The sequence below is a fragment of the Stutzerimonas sp. LR2 genome (genome assembly GCF_055755175.1).
The window spans coordinates 132,048-147,191 of record NZ_JBVTRR010000001.1 but is presented as its reverse complement, the minus strand read 5'-3'; the positions used below and the strand labels follow the sequence as shown (position 1 = coordinate 147,191).

The following is a 15,144-nucleotide window of genomic DNA, read 5'->3' as shown; positions in this document are numbered from 1 at the left end:
GATCGTGTCACGGCCCGGTCGGTCAGGACGCGGGCGGTGTGAGCTTCTCTTCCAGTTCGGCGACCTTGGCTTCGAGCGCCTCGAGCCGGGCGCGGGTGCGGGCGAGCACCACCATTTGGCTGTCGAACTCGTCGCGGCTGACCACGTCGAGCTTGTTCAGTGCACCCTGCACCACGCCCTTGAGCTGGGCTTCGAACTCGCCGCGCGGCAGCGGCGTTTCACCGTTGAACAGGCGCGAGGCCTGGGAGCCGATGGCATCTAGGAAAGCTTTTGGCGGCAACATTGAAAACACCTGTCGTTGAACGGGGCGCAGTGTAGCACGGCGTTTTTTTCGCCTTTCCCGGCTGCGGTGCACAAAAAATGAGCAGGCCATGGTGCAGCTGCGCACCATTTTCGTGCGTTCGTTGTGCTCAACCGTCTGTCGGGCCGCTTCGTTTGCGGCCGAGCCCCCGCAGCAAGCGGCTCGCGCAAAGCTGGCATCGATTCTGCTTTGTCCCCGTTGACGCACGCACCGGTTCGTTGCGGTGCATGGGCGATTCGCGACGCTTCGTCGGCGAGATTGGTGGTGTCGGTCCGCGGCCCGGCTGAAGCCGGAGCGTTACAAGAGCCAGACACTGAGCTTAGACTTGAGCCGGGTTCGTACTTCTGGGGCAAGTCCACCTAAACGGGAGAAGTTTTCATGAAACTAGTCACTGCCATCATCAAGCCGTTCAAGCTGGACGACGTGCGCGAGTCGCTGTCGGAGATTGGCGTACAGGGCATCACCGTCACCGAAGTCAAGGGCTTCGGCCGTCAGAAGGGCCACACCGAGCTGTACCGCGGCGCCGAATACGTCGTCGACTTCCTGCCAAAGGTGAAGATCGACGTGGCCATCGCCGACGATCAGCTCGATCGCGTGATCGAGGCCATCACCAAGGCGGCCAACACCGGCAAGATCGGTGACGGCAAGATCTTCGTGGTCAACCTGGAACAGGCCATCCGCATCCGTACCGGCGAAACCGATACCGACGCGATTTAAGCAGCACCTCCGAACCCCCACGCCCCAGGAGTAAAACCATGACTCTGCGAAGATTCGCAGGGCTAGGAGCCCTTTTGTCTCTGTTAAGCCCAGGCCTGGCCATGGCGCAGGAGGCAACGCTGGATTCAGGCGATACGGCATGGATGCTGACGGCCACTGCGCTGGTGCTGTTCATGACCATCCCCGGACTGGCGTTGTTCTACGGCGGCATGGTCCGCTCGAAGAACATCCTCTCGGTGATGATGCAGTGCTTCGCCATCACCGGCCTGATGAGCATCCTCTGGATGGTCTATGGCTACAGCCTTGCATTCGATACCACCGGTATGGAAGCGGGCGTCACCAACTTCAATTCCTTCGTCGGTGGTCTGGATCGCGCCTTCCTCAGCGGCCTGACTCCTGACAGCCTGGTCGGCGCCTTCCCGGAAAGCGTCTTCATCACGTTCCAGATGACCTTCGCCATCATCACCCCGGCGCTCATCGTCGGCGCCTTCGCCGAGCGCATGAAGTTCTCGGCGATGCTGGTGTTCATGGGCGTCTGGTTCACCCTGGTCTATGCGCCGATCGCGCATATGGTCTGGGGCGGTGACGGTGGCCTGATGTGGGACTGGGGCGTGCTGGATTTCGCCGGTGGCACCGTGGTGCACATCAATGCCGGTATCGCCGGCCTGGTGGCCTGCCTGGTCCTGGGCAAGCGCAAGGGCTTCCCGACCACGCCGATGGCACCGCACAACCTGGGGCTGACCCTGGTCGGCGCGGCGATGCTGTGGATTGGCTGGTTCGGCTTCAACGCCGGTTCGGCCGTGGCTGCCAACGGCACCGCCGGCATGGCCATGCTGGTGACCCAGATCGCCACCGCCGCAGCTGCGCTGGGCTGGATGTTCGCCGAGTGGATCGGCCACGGCAAACCCAGCGCGCTGGGCATCGCCTCGGGCGTGGTCGCCGGTCTGGTCGCCATCACCCCGGCTGCCGGCACCGTCGGACCGATGGGCGCGCTGATCATCGGCCTGGTCTCGGGGGTGGTCTGCTTCTTCTGCGCCACCAGCCTGAAACGCAAGCTCGGCTACGACGATTCGCTGGATGCCTTCGGCGTGCACGGCGTGGGCGGCATCGTCGGCGCGCTGCTCACCGGCATCTTCGCCGCACCCATGCTGGGCGGTTTCGGTGAGGTGGAGAACATCGGCCTGCAGCTGTGGATTCAGTTCAAGGGCGTGCTCTTCACCGTCGTCTACACCGGCATCGTCACCTACCTGATCCTCAAGGCGATCGACCTGGTGATGGGCCTGCGGGTGAACGAGGAGCAAGAGACCATCGGCCTCGACCTCAGCCTGCACAACGAGCGCGGCTACAACCTGTAACCCATTTCAGCGCAGTACCCCGGAGCCAACACCGGGGTCAGGGCAGGCCCGCCGGAGCAGCGTGCGGCGGCCTGCGGACCGAACAGCGCACACAGCGCGACAGCAAGAGGTGACACATGGATAGCACTGCATTGATACCCGTCCAGTACGGACTCGATACCTTCTACTTCGTGATCTGCGGAGCGCTGGTGATGTGGATGGCGGCGGGTTTCGCCATGCTCGAGGCCGGTCTGGTGCGGGCCAAGAACACTGCCGAGATTCTGACCAAGAACATCGTGCTCTACGCGCTGGCGTCGATCATGTACCTGCTGGTCGGCTACTACATCATGTACTCCAGCCCGGAAGGCGGCATTTTCCCGAGCCTGGGCTTCCTCATCGGTGACGAGCATGCGGTCGACCTGGTCGCCGCCGGCGGCGAGGATGCGCCTTACTATTCGGCCCGCGCGGACTTCTTCTTCCAGATCGTCTTCGCCGCGACCTGCATGTCGGTGGTCTCCGGTGCGGTGGCCGAGCGCATGAAACTGTGGGCCTTCATCGCCTTCGCGGTGGTGATGACCGGCTTCATCTACCCGATCCAGGGCTTCTGGAAATGGGGCGGCGGCTTCCTCGACGCGGCCGGCTTCCTCGACTTCGCCGGTTCCGGTGTGGTGCACATGGCCGGTGCTGCTGCGGCCCTGGCCGGTGTCCTGCTGCTCGGGGCGCGCAAGGGCAAGTACGGTCCGAACGGTCAGATCAATGCCATTCCGGGTGCCAACATGCCGCTGGCGACCCTCGGGGCATTCATCCTGTGGATGGGCTGGTTCGGCTTCAACGGCGGCTCGCAGCTGAAAATGAGCACCATCGAGGACGCCAACGCGGTGGCCCAGGTCTTCGTCAACACCAACATGGGTGCCGCTGGTGGCCTGATCGCGGCCCTGATCACCGCGCGCCTGCTGTTCGGCAAGTCCGACCTGACCATGGTGCTCAACGGCGCCCTGGCCGGCCTGGTGGCGATCACTGCCGAACCACTGACCCCGAGCGCGTTGCAAGCCACCCTGATCGGCGGTGTGGGCGGTGTGCTGGTGGTGTTCAGCATCCTCGGTCTGGACAAGCTCAAGCTCGATGACCCAGTCGGTGCCATCTCCGTGCATGGTGTCGCCGGCATGTGGGGCCTGCTGGCCGTGCCGCTGACCAATGCCGACGCTTCTTTCGGCGCGCAGCTGCTGGGCCTGGTGTCGATCTTCCTCTGGGTGTTCATCGCCAGCCTGATCGTGTGGGGCATCATCAAGGCGGTGATGGGCCTGCGCGTCAGCGAGGAAGAGGAGTACGAGGGCGTGGACGTGGTCGAGTGCGGCCTGGAGGCGTACCCGGAGTTCACTCGCCAGTAATGTTTCGCTGATACATGACAAGGGCGCCTTTTGGCGCCCTTTGTTTTTTCCGGCGCCACGCTAGAATGCGCGCGACCAGCCGTCGAACATGAGTGCTGCACATGTGGCAACAGACCCTGATCACCTTGCGCGCGCGCCCACGTGGTTTTCATCTGATCACCGACGAGCTGCTCGCCGCGCTGCCGGAACTGCGGCAATGTCAGGTCGGTCTGTTACACCTGTGGCTGCGGCATACCTCGGCCTCGCTGACGATCAACGAGAATGCCGACTCAGCGGTACGGCGCGATTTCGAACGGTTCTTCAATCGTCTGGTGCCGCAGGGCGAGGACGGTTACGAGCATGACTACGAAGGGCCGGACGACTTGCCGGCACACTTCAAGGCCAGCCTGCTCGGCTGCCAGCTGAGCCTGCCGGTAAGCGCGGGGCGCCTGGCACTGGGGACTTGGCAGGGCGTCTATCTCGGAGAGCACCGCGACCAGGGTGGCGCGCGGCAGATAGTGGCAACGCTGCACGGGACGGCAAGTTGAATTTTTTTTGGTGATGCCGGTCATTCCGCATCGCTGGGCTATAACTTACTCCGCTTTGGCAAGCCATGAGGTAGAACATGAGCGACGAAGAACTAGAACAAGACGATCTGGAAGTGGGCGACGAGGAGGAAGGGGAGGAGCTGAACGCTGCCGATGACGGCGACGACAGCCTCGACGAGGAGGGCACCGACAGCGAGCGGGCCACGCCGACCAAGAAGGCCAAGGCCAAGTCCGCCGAGCCGGACGAGCTGCCGAGCCTGGAAGCCAAGCAGAAGGAGCGCGAAGCGCTGGCGCGGGCCATGGAAGAGTTCCTGGCACGTGGCGGCCGCGTTCAGGAGGTCGAACCCAATGTGGTCGCCGACCCGCCGAAGAAGCCGGATAGCAAGTACGGCAGCCGTCCTATCTGAGCTGCACGGATCACGAAGAAGCCCGCTATTGAGCGGGCTTCTTCGTTTCAGCGGCGCGCTGGCGGTGGCTCAGTTGTCGCGCCAGGCGAGCAGCAGCTTGGGCAGGTCGGCCAGGCGCTGGATCTCGGCGTCGGGCTGGTAGTCGTGCGCCCAGGCGATCCGCTTCGGGTTGAACCACACCGCGCGTAGCCCAGCCTGCTGTGCGCCGGCGATGTCGTCCAGGGCATGGTCGCCGATGTGCACCGCCTGTTCCGGGCGCGCATCACCCAGGCGCAGGGCCTGCTGGAATGGATGCGGATCCGGTTTGCCGACGCCCAGATCCTCAGCGCACAGGGTGAACTGGAAGTAGTCCGCCAGGCCCAGGCGGCGCACATCCGCATTGCCGTTGGTGATCACGCCGAGGGTGTAGTGATTGGCCAGGAACTCCAGGGTGGGTTGCACGTCGGGGAAGATCTGCACCTCGTGACGAGCATCGAGGAACACCTGGAACGCCTGCTCGGCCAGGCCGTTCGCCTCGTCGGCAGGGTAGCCGGCATCCTGCAGGGCATGCTGCAGAATGCGCCGGCGCAGCTCGCTGATGCGGTGGCGCAGCGCCGGCTCCTGCTCCACCAGCATGCGACGTATTGCACCCAGCGCCTCGATGGGAAAATCGCCGAGCCGCGGTGCATGGGCGGCGAGCCAGTCGCGCAGTGCGGTTTCCGCGCTCTGGATGGCTGGCGTGGTTTCCCAGAAGGTGTCGTCGAGGTCGAAGGTGATCAGGCGAATGCTCATGTGTCGGTGTCCTGCTTGCGCTTGGCGCGCGGATGCGCATGGTCGTAGACCTTGGCCAGGTGCTGGAAATCCAGGTGGGTGTAGATCTGCGTCGTGCCGATGTCGGCATGGCCGAGCAGCTCCTGCACCGAGCGCAGGTCCTGCGAGGATTCCAGCAGATGGCTGGCGAAACTGTGGCGCAGCATGTGCGGGTGCAGATGCTGGCCGAGTTCGCGCACACCGACCTGGCGCACCCGCAGCTGCACGGCACGGGCGCCGAGGCGACGCCCTTGCTGGCCGATGAACACCGCACCGTCGGCGGGCCCGGCCAGCGTTCGCAACGGTAACCAGGCCTGCAGCGCCTCACGCGCCTTGCTGCCGACCGGCAGTTCGCGCACCTTGTTGCCCTTGCCCACTACCCGCACCAGACCGGCGGCGAGGTCGAGCTGGTCGAGGTTCAGGCCGACCAGTTCGGACAGGCGCAGACCGGAGGAATAGAACAGTTCGAGCATCGCCTGATCGCGACGGGCGATGAAATCGTCCTCGACACCGCCATCGAGCAGCTGCATGGCGCGATCGGTATCCAGCAGGCGCGGCAACCGGCGTTCGCCCTTGGGGGCGGACAGGCCGGTGGCCGGGTCGTGCTCGCAGAGCCCTTCCTGGTTTAGGTAGCGATACAGTCCGCGCACCGATGACAAGAGGCGTGCCAGGCTGCGGCTGGACTGTCCCTGGCGATGCTGTTCGGCGATCAGGTGGCGCAGATGACGGCCCTGCAGGTCACGCCAACCGGCGATGCGCTCGCGCTCGCAGTAGGTGAGAACCTTGTCCAGATCGCGACGATAGGCATCCAGCGAATGGCCGGACAGCTGCCGCGCGCTGCGCAGGTATTCGAAGTAGGCGTCGAGTTCTTTCTGCACCGGGCTCCCTCGCTCGCGAAAAGAACGGCCGCGCCAGCCGACGCCGGCGGCTGCGCTCAGCGTACCGAGCGCAGCGGGGTGCCGAAGCGCGGCAAGACGCGCGCGAGCACTTCGGCGATATAACCGAGGAACAGAGTGCCCAGCGAGCTCTTGTAGTGCTGCGGGTCGCGGCTGCCGATGGCGAGAACCCCCAGCTGGTCGTCGAGGCTGACCACCGCGGCGGAGCCGACGCTGGGGCCATCCTCGCCGAACAGAAAGCTGAGCTCGTGGGGACGCAGCACGCCGCAGATGGTCTTGCCACCCTCGAGCAGGCCACCGATGTTCTGCTTGGCCTCGGCGGTGCTGACGCAGCGGCCGACCGGCAATGTCGCCTCGCTGAACAGGATCAGGCTGACGTAGGGCACCTGAAACTCATGGCGCAGGCTGTCTTCCACCGCGCTGACCACCTCTTCCAGGCTACCGGCGTCGAGCAGGTCGAGCACCAGGCGGCGGGTCTTGTCGAACAGGCGATCGTTGTCGCGGGCCACGTCCATCAGCTGCGACAGGCGATGGCGCATCTCGATGTTGCGCTCGCGCAGCAGCTTGACCTGGCGTTCCACTAGCGACACGGCGGTGCCCGGCTGGTGTGGGATACGCAATTCCGGGATCAGCTCGTCGTGGTCGACGAAGAACTCCGGATGGGCGCGCAGGTAGGCGGCGACGGCTTCGGCGTCGGGTAGCGGAGTGCTGCCCTGGGTCTGGTCGGTCATAGGCGAACCTGTCCTTCAAAAACGCGAACGGCGGGGCCGGTCATCATAACCGGCTGCCCCGGACCTGCCCATTCGATGGACAGACGGCCGCCGGGCAGTTCGATCTGCACCGGCGAGTCCATCCAGCCCTGGCGAATGGCGGCTACCGCGGCCGCACAGGCACCGGTGCCGCAGGCCTGGGTCTCGCCAGCCCCGCGCTCCCAGACGCGCAGGCGTGCATGGCGGCGATCAACCACCTGCAGGAAGCCGACGTTGACCCGCTGCGGAAAGCGCGGGTGATGCTCGATCTTCGGCCCCAGTTCATGCACCGGCGCACGCTCGACGCTGTCCACCAGCAGCACCGCATGGGGGTTGCCCATGGATACCGCGGCCAATTCCACCTGCTGCCCGTCCACCTCGAGCAAATAGCTCAGGGCTTCGCGTTCGGCCTGAAACGGAATCTCGGCCGGCACCAGGCGCGGCGGGCCCATGTCGACGCGGATCTGTCCATCGGGGCGGATGTCCAGCTCGATGATGCCGCCCTTGGTTTCCACCTTGATCTTGCGTTTGACAGTCAGGCGCTTGTCGACCACGAAGCGGGCGAAGCAGCGCGCGCCGTTGCCGCATTGCTCCACTTCCGAACCGTCGGAGTTGAAGATGCGGTAGCGAAAATCCACGTCCGGATTCTGCGGCGGCTCGACGATCAGCAGCTGATCGAAGCCGACGCCGGTGTGACGATCGCCCCATTGCTTGGCGTGCTTGGGCTGGATATGCGCGTGCTGGCTGACCAGGTCGATGACCATGAAGTCGTTGCCCAGACCGTGCATCTTGGTAAAGCGCAGAAGCATGATCGTGGCCTCAAGTGGGCAGCAGGCTTTCGCCGGCGTACAGCTCCTGAACGCTCTCGCGACGGCGCACTTCGAAGGCTTGGTCACCATCCACCAGCACCTCGGCGGCGCGGCCGCGGGTGTTGTAGTTGGAGCTCATGACGAAGCCGTAGGCGCCGGCCGAACACACCGCCAGCAGGTCACCTTCGGCCAGTGCCAGCTCGCGATCCTTGGCGAGGAAGTCGCCGGTCTCGCAGATCGGCCCGACGATGTCGTAGCGGCGCGTATCGCCTTCGTGCGGCTGCACCGCGACCACGTTCATCCAGGCCTGGTACAGCGCCGGACGGATCAGGTCGTTCATCGCTGCATCGACGATGGCGAAATCCTTGTGCGCGGTGTGCTTGAGATACTCCACGCGGGTCAGCAGCAGGCCGGCGTTGGCGACGATGGAGCGGCCCGGCTCGAACACCAGCGCCAGGCCACGGCCTTCGATGCGCTGGCGCACGGCCTGGATGTAGTCACCGGCCAGCGGCGGCTGTTCGTCGCGATAGCGCACCCCGAGACCGCCGCCCAGGTCCAGGTGACGGATCTGGATGCCGCGCGTGGCGAGCCGATCGATCAGCGCCAGCAGGCGGTCGAGGGCATCGAGGAAGGGCGGCAGGCTGGTCAGCTGCGAGCCGATGTGGCAGTCGACGCCGACCACTTCCAGGTTCGGCAGCTCGGCCGCGCGGGCGTAGACCGCCTCGGCGTTGTCGATATCGATGCCGAACTTGTTCTCTTTCAACCCGGTGGAGATGTAGGGATGGGTGCCGGCATCCACGTCTGGATTGACCCGCAGGGAAACCGGCGCCTTCATGCCCAGTTCGGCGGCGACCTGCTGCAGACGCTCCAGCTCGTCGGTGGACTCGACGTTGAAGCAGTGCACACCGACTTCCAGCGCGCGGCGCATGTCGTCGCGAGTCTTGCCGACGCCGGAAAAGACGATGCGGCCCGGCTCGCCGCCGGCGGCGAGCACGCGCTCCAGTTCACCGCGAGAGACGATGTCGAAGCCCGCGCCGAGACGTGCCAACACGTTCAGTACACCGAGGTTCGAGTTGGCCTTGACGGCGAAGCAGACCAGGTGCGGCATGCCTTCCAGCGCATCGGCGTAAGCCCGGTACTGGGCCTCGATGTGGGCGCGGGAATAGACGTAGGTCGGCGTGCCGAAGCGTTGCGCGAGTGCGGGCAGTGCCACGCCCTCCGCGAAGAGTTGACCGTCGCGGTACGAGAAGGCCTCCATGAACAGCCTCCTTTAGAGTTCGAAACGGTCTTTGGAACGTTCTTTGACGGTCTGCTCGTCATCCGGCAGATACAGCGGACCTTTCTGGCCGCAGCCGCTGAGCGCGGCGGCGAAGACGGCGAGAGCGATGAAGGGAAGCAGAAGGCGCTTCATGGGGACTGGAATCCTTGAAAAATCTAATCGCCGGAGTATACCCAGCACCCGCCGGATTGCCTATGCGAGCCGCACGTCACACGGCGGCTGACCTGGCGGTCGGCTCGCTTGACCCGTCCGCGCCCTGCTAAGCTCGCCGCCGTCGAGCGCGACCTGCGTCGCGCGCAGAATCATCGAGGAAAGTTGCATGAGCCTGAGCGAAGCCCGTTACCACGACCTGGTCGATGCCGTGCAGGAAAGCGTCGAGGACGTGTTCGACGACACCAGCCTGGATGTCGACCTGGAGAACTCCGGTGGCGTACTGACCGTGCGTTTCGACAACGGCAGCCAGCTGATCCTCAGTCGGCAGCCGGCGCTGCGTCAGCTGTGGGTGGCGGCACGTTCCGGCGGCTTTCATTTCGACTATGACGAGGGCAGCCAGCTGTGGCTTTGCGATGCCAGCGGCGAGCGCCTCGGCGAACTCCTGACGCGGGTCACGCAGGAGCAGGGTGGTGAGGCGCTGGAGTTCGAGGATCTCTGAGCCGGCTGGTCTGCAGCCCGCGAGTTTACTGGCCTGCGGGCTGGGGTCTTGCTTATTCGGGCTGCTGTGATAGTGTCTCCGGCAGGTCAGCAAAACCCCGCCTTCGGGCGGGGTTTTGCTTTTTTCAGCATTTCATTTTCCCAGGAGCTAGCCAGAGCCCATGACCAGTGCACCGCCGATCATCCTTACCAAACTCGACCTGCAGCGCCTCGAGCGGCTGCTCGACAGTCTGGACGATTACGGTCCGGCCGCCGAAGCGCTCGAGCAGGAACTGTCGCGGGCGCAGGTCGTGGAACGCAGCGAGATGCCTGCCGGTGTCGTGACCATGAACTCGCGCGTGCACTGCCGCGACGAGGGCAGCGACAAGGACTACCACCTGACGCTCGTCTACCCCCACGATGCCGGCAAGGAAGGCACCGTGTCCGTCCTCGCTCCGGTCGGCACCGCGCTGCTGGGCATGAGCGTCGGCCAGCACATCGACTGGCCAGCCCCGGGCGGCAAGATGATCAAGCTCACCCTGCTGGCCATCGAGTATCAGCCCGAAGCAGCCGGCGATCCGTTCTGATCCTGCGGTTGTCCGCTCTATAGGACCGGCGTCCCGCCGGTTCCATCGATGTGTGGCAGCGCCTGCTGCAAGGGTGGGCGCGTCAGGCTCGCCGAGCGCGACGGCAGAAGGTCCTGACGATCCAGGCGCCAGCGTTCTCGTCAGGTCGTGGCTGCCGTTGGGCTTCCGGCGGAAGCTGTCCGGTCAGCCGCCATATCTGCTCCGCTCGTTGCCAGGCGCTGGCATTGACAGGCGAGGCCCGCTGCCAGGCCTCGCAGGCAGCACGCAATTCCTGGTCGTCGGGCGAAGCCTGCAGCCAGAGAAGCCATTCCATGGCGCAATTCCATTGAGGTGCGGGAATTTCACTCATTCGAGCTCACCGGCGGTTGGAATAAACCCAGATTTGGCTTGTTACGGCCGCTTTGTCGCTCCGTCCAGCGCGGCTGCGCAGCGGCTGAGTGCCGTGCGTATCGCCTGGTGGGCCATGCCCGCGGTGATGTCCAGTTCCCTTGCGACCTGCTCCAGCGTGTAGCCGCGAAGGCGATGCAGTTCGAAGGCCATGCGGGTATGCGCCGGCAGCTGTGCCAGAGCGTCGGCGATCAGCCTGAGCTCGTCCGGCTGTGCAGATACCTGCTCGGCCCTATGCTCTCGTACGCGAGGCGCGTGGTCGTCCGCCCTGGTGGGCGCGGGTTTGGTCACGATATGCAGGAAGATGCTCATGGCCTTGCTCAGCCAGAAGCGGGCTTGAGCGACCCGGCGGGACGTCTTGTGGCCATCCATGGCGGTTTGGCTTGTCGGCGCTCGGTTCGCCGGCAATGAGCCGACGAGGATGCCGTGATCAGCCGCGAACAGATCGGTTTTGTTGTCTTGCTCGTTCACGATGGTGCGCTCTCGAAGAAATGCGCGGATGGCCCGGGCATCCTAGCTTGAAGGCAAAATGACATCAAGCAAGAATAGTTATCATTCAGGCGTCCATGGCGGCGTTCAGCGCGGCCTCCAGCCGCGACTTGTAGCGCAGGTACTGGACGGTCTGGCTGCGCCCATTGCCGTGCAGCCCGGACAGATCGATATCGGTGATGTAACAGGGGTAGCGTTCGCCGTCGCGGCGGCGGGCGACGATCGTGCGTGTCACGGCGGCGAACAGGTCGTTGCCGTATTCAAGGCCGGAGAATTCCTGCTGGTTGCAGTACAACGTGACCTGCGAACGACCGTTGTCGCCGGCTTCGACGATCGCCTGCACCTCATAGAACGGATCGGTGACCTCGCCCAGGGGGGCTGGACGCCGCTCCAGCGTCGACGGCTGCGGACCCTGACCGGGCTGGATGCGGTAGACCAGAATCGTCGGATCCAGCGGGGCGACACCCTCACCCGGCTGCTGCGCGGCGCGGCGGAACATCAGTGATTCGAGAAAACGCAGCAATGGGCGCAGCAGCGTGCGTTCATCGCGATAGGGCAGTTGCTGGCGCCACAAGGCGTTGCACTCGTCGAGCACGCTGAGTTCGGCGCTGCCGTCCTCCGCACGGTAGAACACCTGCAGGCAGCCAGGCCGCCCCTGGGTCAGGATCAGCGCCAGGTCGTCGCCGGCCAGCGCCGCGCGATCGAGCTGCAGTGGGCTGTAGAGATGATGGGCCTCGCCAAGGTATTCCAGCAGTGCCGCCCGGTCGACCAGGCTGGTCAGCCGCAGGTCGCTCCCGTCGCGCTGCAGCACATGAAAGTGCTGGCGGATCTGCAGGAGATAGCGGCCGTGAGTAGCGCCGGCCAGGCTGCGTCGAGCGTCATCGAAGATCTGCTCGAGGCGTCGCGCAATGGCTTGCCCACGGTTGCGGGCAAAGCAGAACACCTGCAGTTGCGGGGGCTGGTCGCTGGCTCCGAGGTCGACGAGGTTGTCGCGCAGGCACAGGGCGAGCGCTTTCGGCCCTTCGTAGCGCGTTACCAGCATCTCGTTCCAGCTGTTGAGCGTCACCTGATCCACGCTCTGCACCAGATTCTCAACGGCGCCGGCGAGGATCGACTCGCTGCTGGCCAGTCCGGCGGCATGCAGCGCGGGATCCATCCCGATGTTGACCAGCAGCAACACACGGCTGGCCCTGCTCGGTGCGAGCAGCGCCTCCTCGTCCACGGCCGGTAGCGGCATGGGCAGCGCACGGCGCAGGTCGCTCAGCAGCGCGAACAGCTCGGCTTCGCTCAAGCCGCTGTCGCCGGGGAAGAGCGACAGATGGGTGCCGGTATCCACCACGCCGTTGCGGTGGCCCCAGGCGAGTAGCGCCAGCAGTTCGCGGGCGCGCTTCAATGGCGCGTAATTGGGCAGTTCCGGCGCCGTGAGCTGGCCCTGGTAGAGCGACCAGTGCACGTCGCCCGCACCGTCATAACCGTGCACCAGCGTCAGGCTGTCCTCGGACATGTCCGGCGAGATGCCGAGGTTGACCACCTCCACCTTGCCAGCCTTGCGTTCGATGGCCGCGTACAGGCGGCGGCCTAGTACGCCGAGATCGCGACTGGTGAGCGGGCTGGTCGCTTGCACGCGCCGGGTGAAATCGCTGAGGAAGCGATAGCCATAGGTCAGTTCGTTGACCAGCGCGCGGCGTTCCTGGCTGACCTGGCGCACCTTCCACTGGCTGCGATTGTCGAGCAGAACGAACTGCCGCTCGTCCCAGCGCCAGTCGCGGGTCAGGCGTTCGAGCAGGCTGCGTTGCCAGCTCTTGTTGCGGTTGACCGGTGGACGACTCAGCGGTCGGTTGATCTTCAGGTACAGGCAGCGTCGGGCGAGCTCCAGCCGCTCCTGAGCACCGCGCTCGCACAGGTAGCGTTCGATGGCGTGATAGGCGGCGATATACGGATCGAGCTCGTCCAGGTCGGTGCGACCATGATAGATGGCCTGCTTGAAATCCAGCGCCAGGCAACGCAGCTGCGGGTACTGGCTGGCATAGACCTCCACCAGCAGCAGCTTGAACAGCGACTTGTACGGCGAGTCGATGGCCTTGTACAGCTGCCACAGGCCGGCGCCGACGAACTCGCCTGGCGGCACCTGGCCGAGATGACCGAGATCGAGCACCTCGTCGGCGCGCACGAAGCGCTTGGCCAGCAGCGTCGCCACGTAATCGTCGTAGCGATGCTCCTCGTAGTCGGGCACCATCCACCACAGTGGCGTTCGCCCGCCGAGCCACAGCGCGGTGCGGTAGAACTCGTCGAGCAACAGATAATGTTGCGTGGTGCCGCAGTCGTCGGAGGTCAGCTTGGCGTCGCGCTGGCCCTGGGTGAAACGTTCGGGGTCGACCAGAAAGAAGTGCGCTTCGCTGCCCTGGCTCGCCGCCCAGGCTCGTAGCGACTCGCATTTGCGGCGCAGTTCCTCGAGTTGCCGTCCGTCGAGTTCCGGATCATGGCAGACCCATACGTCCAGATCGCTGTGCTCGTCCTGGGCAGCGGTGCCCAGGCTGCCCATCAGAAACAGGCCGAGAATCGGCTGAGGTGCCTTGCCGCGCACGGGCTTGTAGGCGAAGGAGCGGCTCAGGCGCTGCGCCTCGGCCAGCTGCTCGGCGTCCGGCTCGAAGTTGGCGAGACCGGCCGGCGTGGTGGCCGAGATGTAACCGGGCAGAATCGGATGATTGACGTGAAACAGCAGCGGCAGGAGCTTGAGCACCTGCTGCTGACGGGTCGACATGGCGGCCAGGGCCCGTTCCAGGCGTGCAGCGTTGACTGCCAGAAAGCGCGTGCGCAGGGTGGCCAGCACCTTGCGGTCGATGCCTTCTTCGAGAACCAGGTGGATGTGCTGAGTACGGGTCATGGGGCTTCGTGCAGGCGAGGCTAACCCTGTTGATCGGCCGGTATGGGCAGGGCTTGAGCCCGGCAGGGCGCCCGCCGACCGGTGGCTGCACCTGCCCGCGGCCGCACATTATCCGCGGCCCGGGCAAGCGAAGCAAAATGCAGTGGCGGATCAGGCCGGAACGGTCTCCGAAAGAATGGTCAGCAGCGTCTGTGCCTGTTCGGCGGCGTCGCGCCCGAGGCTTGTGAGATAGCCGCCGTCGGCCTGGGTGATCAGGCCCTTGGCATGCAAGCGGCTGAAGGCGGCGATGGTGGAGGGGCTGGCGTTGTGGTGCACCTTCAGCCCTTCCTGCAGGTTTTCCAGATTGAACTGGCAGAGGACTTCCAGCTCGGCGACCAACTCAGGGGTGTACGACATGCTCGCTCCTCGGATGGTGGGCTCATGCCCTGTTCGCTGAGTGTAGATGCTGTCGGCGCCCCTGCCTTGATCCAGATCCTATTCGGATGCTTCCGGCAATTCCGGCAGCTTGCGCAGCATGGTTTCGTAGGCGGCGCCGTCGAAGGGCCGATCGTCGCGCAGCATGGCGCGGATCTCGTGCGCAAGCACCAGCGCCATCATCTGCAGACACTCGTCGCGCTCGTAGCCGACCAGGGTCAGTTTGTTCAGCGTCGCCTGGGTGGCCGCCGGCTCGCCGCTCTCCAGCTGGTTCTCGATGGCCTGGAGCAGGGCTTCTTCGGCGAAGGCTTCGTCTTCGTCGCTGGTATGCGTGTCGTTGGTCATGGGATTCCTATCGAGCGGCGCCGGATTTTCCTCGTCCAGCTGACAGAGCGTACAGCTGCCGTCGTCCGGCCGGTTGGTTTCGACGTAGCGTACCCGCCGCTGGGCGGCCTGGCGATCGGCATCGACGCGGTAACGCGGGCGGTCTGGGGCGGTCATGGTGCATCTCCTGGCTCTTTCCAGCTAAGCACCCGCACGCGCCGAGAGCAATGCAT

19 protein-coding genes are annotated in these 15,144 nt (G+C 65.0%); 7 read left to right on the top strand and 12 right to left on the bottom strand.

Annotation, left to right across the window (positions count from 1 at the left end; translation table 11 throughout):
- Positions 1-22 precede the first annotated feature (22 nt).
- The gene (locus ACVRRC_RS00700) at positions 23-283 is read right to left on the bottom strand and encodes an accessory factor UbiK family protein (protein ID WP_013981620.1); all 261 of its coding nucleotides are present in this window, start codon (positions 281-283) and stop codon (positions 23-25) included.
- Positions 284-679: 396 nt separating this feature from the next.
- On the opposite strand from ACVRRC_RS00700, the gene glnK reads away from it, so the two are divergent.
- The 5 genes from glnK (at position 680) to sutA (ending at position 4,674) form a co-directional block, all read left to right on the top strand.
- A complete protein-coding gene (gene glnK, locus ACVRRC_RS00695) occupies positions 680-1,018 on the top strand; it encodes a P-II family nitrogen regulator (RefSeq protein WP_003096476.1) in 339 nt (112 codons plus the stop codon).
- 38 nt (positions 1,019-1,056) lie between these two features.
- Complete coding sequence (locus ACVRRC_RS00690; protein ID WP_011911736.1) at positions 1,057-2,373, top strand: ammonium transporter; 1,317 nt, start codon at positions 1,057-1,059, stop codon at positions 2,371-2,373.
- Between the two features lie 116 nt (positions 2,374-2,489).
- A complete protein-coding gene (locus ACVRRC_RS00685) occupies positions 2,490-3,740 on the top strand; it encodes an ammonium transporter (protein ID WP_014595677.1) in 1,251 nt (416 codons plus the stop codon).
- Between the two features lie 101 nt (positions 3,741-3,841).
- Positions 3,842-4,267, top strand: a complete 426-nt coding sequence (locus tag ACVRRC_RS00680) for a secondary thiamine-phosphate synthase enzyme YjbQ (RefSeq protein WP_011911738.1) — start codon at positions 3,842-3,844, stop codon at positions 4,265-4,267.
- A 77-nt stretch (positions 4,268-4,344) separates the two neighbouring features.
- Positions 4,345-4,674, top strand: a complete 330-nt coding sequence (gene sutA / locus ACVRRC_RS00675) for a transcriptional regulator SutA (protein ID WP_011911739.1) — start codon at positions 4,345-4,347, stop codon at positions 4,672-4,674.
- Between the two features lie 69 nt (positions 4,675-4,743).
- Here sutA and ACVRRC_RS00670 read toward each other — a convergent pair whose 3' ends face one another.
- Genes ACVRRC_RS00670 through lptM form a run of 6 tightly spaced genes read right to left on the bottom strand, consistent with a single transcriptional unit; the run spans position 4,744 to position 9,328 of the window.
- Positions 4,744-5,445 carry an HAD family hydrolase gene (locus ACVRRC_RS00670; RefSeq protein ID WP_011911740.1) on the bottom strand — a complete coding sequence of 234 codons (702 nt, stop codon included), beginning with the start codon at positions 5,443-5,445 and terminating at the stop codon, positions 4,744-4,746.
- Entirely contained in the window at positions 5,442-6,341 is a 900-nt protein-coding gene (xerC, locus tag ACVRRC_RS00665) for a tyrosine recombinase XerC (RefSeq protein WP_068506857.1), read from the bottom strand. The genes ACVRRC_RS00670 and xerC overlap by 4 nt, the downstream gene beginning before the upstream one ends.
- Positions 6,342-6,397: 56 nt before the next feature.
- Entirely contained in the window at positions 6,398-7,090 is a 693-nt protein-coding gene (locus ACVRRC_RS00660; protein ID WP_011911742.1) for a DUF484 family protein, read from the bottom strand.
- Positions 7,087-7,917: a diaminopimelate epimerase gene (dapF, locus tag ACVRRC_RS00655; RefSeq protein WP_053526887.1), complete on the bottom strand. Its 831-nt coding sequence runs from the start codon at positions 7,915-7,917 to the stop codon at positions 7,087-7,089. Before dapF ends, ACVRRC_RS00660 begins: the two co-directional genes overlap by 4 nt.
- Positions 7,918-7,927: 10 nt before the next feature.
- Positions 7,928-9,175, bottom strand: a complete 1,248-nt coding sequence (lysA, locus tag ACVRRC_RS00650; RefSeq protein ID WP_019405709.1) for a diaminopimelate decarboxylase — start codon at positions 9,173-9,175, stop codon at positions 7,928-7,930.
- Between the two features lie 12 nt (positions 9,176-9,187).
- A complete protein-coding gene (gene lptM / locus ACVRRC_RS00645) occupies positions 9,188-9,328 on the bottom strand; it encodes an LPS translocon maturation chaperone LptM (protein ID WP_003283423.1) in 141 nt (46 codons plus the stop codon).
- 187 nt (positions 9,329-9,515) lie between these two features.
- Between lptM and cyaY the strand changes: the two genes are divergently transcribed.
- Both cyaY and rnk read left to right on the top strand, forming a co-directional pair.
- Positions 9,516-9,848: an iron donor protein CyaY gene (cyaY, locus tag ACVRRC_RS00640; protein WP_011911746.1), complete on the top strand. Its 333-nt coding sequence runs from the start codon at positions 9,516-9,518 to the stop codon at positions 9,846-9,848.
- 160 nt (positions 9,849-10,008) lie between these two features.
- On the top strand, positions 10,009-10,413 hold the full coding sequence (rnk, locus tag ACVRRC_RS00635; RefSeq protein WP_068506860.1) for a nucleoside diphosphate kinase regulator: 405 nt from the start codon (positions 10,009-10,011) through the stop codon (positions 10,411-10,413).
- An 82-nt stretch (positions 10,414-10,495) separates the two neighbouring features.
- Here rnk and ACVRRC_RS00630 read toward each other — a convergent pair whose 3' ends face one another.
- The 5 genes from ACVRRC_RS00630 to ACVRRC_RS00610 all read right to left on the bottom strand — a co-directional run bounded on the left by ACVRRC_RS00630 (position 10,496) and on the right by ACVRRC_RS00610 (position 15,088).
- Entirely contained in the window at positions 10,496-10,726 is a 231-nt protein-coding gene (locus ACVRRC_RS00630) for a FecR/PupR family sigma factor regulator (RefSeq protein ID WP_068506861.1), read from the bottom strand.
- Between the two features lie 77 nt (positions 10,727-10,803).
- Positions 10,804-11,271, bottom strand: a complete 468-nt coding sequence (locus tag ACVRRC_RS00625; RefSeq protein WP_014595680.1) for a sigma factor-like helix-turn-helix DNA-binding protein — start codon at positions 11,269-11,271, stop codon at positions 10,804-10,806.
- A gap of 85 nt (positions 11,272-11,356) precedes the next feature.
- Positions 11,357-14,173, bottom strand: a complete 2,817-nt coding sequence (locus tag ACVRRC_RS00620) for a class I adenylate cyclase (protein ID WP_068506863.1) — start codon at positions 14,171-14,173, stop codon at positions 11,357-11,359.
- Positions 14,174-14,323: 150 nt separating this feature from the next.
- Positions 14,324-14,569, bottom strand: a complete 246-nt coding sequence (locus ACVRRC_RS00615) for a TIGR02647 family protein (RefSeq protein WP_011911750.1) — start codon at positions 14,567-14,569, stop codon at positions 14,324-14,326.
- A 78-nt stretch (positions 14,570-14,647) separates the two neighbouring features.
- Complete coding sequence (locus ACVRRC_RS00610) at positions 14,648-15,088, bottom strand: hypothetical protein (protein WP_011911751.1); 441 nt, start codon at positions 15,086-15,088, stop codon at positions 14,648-14,650.
- Between the last annotated feature and the right edge of the window lie 56 nt (positions 15,089-15,144).